We start from the raw sequence: 2,047 nt of genomic DNA on the forward strand, positions 1-2,047 counted from the left end.
GCTACTTAATTGGGCGTTATGACTCACGGTGAATTTATCTTTTTACTCTACTTCTAGCTCATTATCTATTGTTCTATAATGCTCATGTATTGCATAGAGATAAGATGTTAATGAGTAATAATAATGAAATTATTGAATACCTTCGCGAGCGTATTCCGGCGTTTGAATGTGTTCAGGGGTGTCATGACTGTTGTGGACCTGTAACAACATCTTCGACGGAAATGTCGCGACTACCCGTAAAATCTGACGCAGAACATGAAGCCGCACTCGATGAATATAACTGCGTACATTTAGGACCTAATGGTTGTGAGGTTTATGAAGAACGACCATTAATTTGTCGTCTTTTTGGTACAACTCCACGTATGCCATGCCCAAATAATTGTCGCCCAGTTGAAATGGTAGATTTGAAGGTTGAACGTCTGGTGCATAAGTACATCAGAGCAACTCGACAGGTCTTGGTGTAGTTGGCTCAATCTCCAACTGTGAGCACAAAGTCATAACAAACAATTCAACCTGACTTGCAACGCGTGGCATTTTTACTTCTAATCAGTTTTAGTGGTTACGGTGCAATGCGGAACCACCGTATTGCGTTGCTGCGCAAGTTAATTGGGCGTTATAACACCTTGAAATACCGAATTTAATCCCCATTTAGAAAGAAATCATATTATTTGAGTCAATATAACGATGAGTACAGATGACAGTGGGGTCGAGCCAGAAAAAACATGTGCAGAGAAGTTGTATAAATGGGCTAAACCTAAAGTAGAGGTTTTGCGTGTTTTACTTCAATTTGTTGTCGGATTGTTTATTTTCTACACGATTTTCTTAAAAGTATTTCAGTTTGCAGGTCTTCAGTTTGAGTGCTTGCCATTAGCAACTAAACTGTACGGTAAAGCATTCCTTGAGATTATTGGTGGTTCATTGCTTGTGTCATCGGCGATAGAGCTTGGATATATGCTATTTACTCCAGGTCCCGATGAAGCAATTGATCCGCTGATTCTTTCAATTACGGCATCGGCACTAATCGCTTTATCTAAAGATGAAGCAAAGCTATTTGACAGTGCTTACCTTATGGATGCAGCTATCATCATTCTATTTTCCATAAGCTTAACGCTATTGTTCTATTTACGATGGAAATGTTCTCAGTGGTTCAGCGATATGAGTTAGCGGTGTTATAACAAAGCATTTAAGACGGATTCCCAACGCTCGGCATTTTTGGTTTGCTTCAACTTTTGTGTTTACGGCACAATGCTTTAGGTTCAGTGGTCTGCGTTGCTCACCACATAATGCGGCGTTATGTGCATGGAGGCACAATGAACATAGGTATATACATTTACGATCAAGCTGAAGTTCTTGATTTCTCAGGTCCATTTGAAGTTTTCAGTACAGCTAAGCGGCTTGGTGCTGATAGTTTGAACGTATTTCTAGTTTCAGAAAGTTCTGAGCCTGTTGTTGCTCGTGGTGGCTTTAAAGTTTTGCCGGATTATTCCCTCCAGGATCATCCACCAATAGACTTACTGGTTGTTGTGGGTGGGGTACACACTGGCGAAATGTGTAAACCGAATATCATGGATTGGTTAGCTTTGATAGTTCCTAACACATCCGAAGTTGCATCAGTTTGTACTGGTGTTTTTCTTTTAGCTCAAGCTGGTTTAATCAATAATTTAACAGTGACCACCCATTGGGAAGATATTCCCGATTTAGCTACTCAGTTTCCAAACTTGAATGTTGTTAGTAACCAACGGTGGGTGACCTCAGGAAAACTAACCACTTCAGGTGGTATCTCTGCGGGTATCGACATGAGTTTACATATCGTGTCAAAGCACTACGGTAAGAAGTTTGCCGATTTAGTGGCAAGGCAAATGGAGTACAACTGGCAAGAATGCACATAACAAGCAATTTAAGCAGACTGTCAACGCTCGGCATTTTCAACTCGGTTCAGCTTCAGTGGTTATGGTGATAAATTTGGGTGTATTGGTAGCGTTGTCAGCTACTTAATTGGGCGTTAGCTGCCATCCATGTTCAAAGGAGAAACAAATGGGTTATCCAC

General features: G+C 40.8%; 3 protein-coding genes. All 3 read left to right on the forward strand.

Going from position 1 to position 2,047, the window contains the following annotated elements; genetic code table 11:
• Positions 1-110: 110 nt before the first annotated feature.
• The 3 genes from AB4180_RS22505 (at position 111) to AB4180_RS22515 (ending at position 1,889) form a co-directional block, all read left to right on the forward strand.
• The gene (locus AB4180_RS22505) at positions 111-464 is read left to right on the forward strand and encodes a YkgJ family cysteine cluster protein (RefSeq protein WP_102250475.1); all 354 of its coding nucleotides are present in this window, start codon (positions 111-113) and stop codon (positions 462-464) included.
• A 220-nt stretch (positions 465-684) separates the two neighbouring features.
• A complete protein-coding gene (locus AB4180_RS22510) occupies positions 685-1,164 on the forward strand; it encodes a hypothetical protein (RefSeq protein WP_102250473.1) in 480 nt (159 codons plus the stop codon).
• A gap of 146 nt (positions 1,165-1,310) precedes the next feature.
• Positions 1,311-1,889 carry a DJ-1/PfpI family protein gene (locus AB4180_RS22515; protein ID WP_102250476.1) on the forward strand — a complete coding sequence of 193 codons (579 nt, stop codon included), beginning with the start codon at positions 1,311-1,313 and terminating at the stop codon, positions 1,887-1,889.
• Positions 1,890-2,047 lie beyond the last annotated feature (158 nt).

It is taken from the genome of Vibrio sp. 10N.286.49.C3, from assembly GCF_041469545.1.
In the GTDB taxonomy this organism is placed as follows: Bacteria; Pseudomonadota; Gammaproteobacteria; order Enterobacterales; family Vibrionaceae; genus Vibrio; species Vibrio tasmaniensis_A.

Coding starts and splice junctions, on each gene's coding strand:
- AB4180_RS22515 (WP_102250476.1), top strand. CDS start 1,311: ATGAACATAGGTATATACATTTACGATCAAGCTGAAGTTCTTGATTTC.
- AB4180_RS22510 (WP_102250473.1), top strand. CDS start 685: ATGAGTACAGATGACAGTGGGGTCGAGCCAGAAAAAACATGTGCAGAG.
- AB4180_RS22505 (WP_102250475.1), top strand. CDS start 111: ATGAGTAATAATAATGAAATTATTGAATACCTTCGCGAGCGTATTCCG.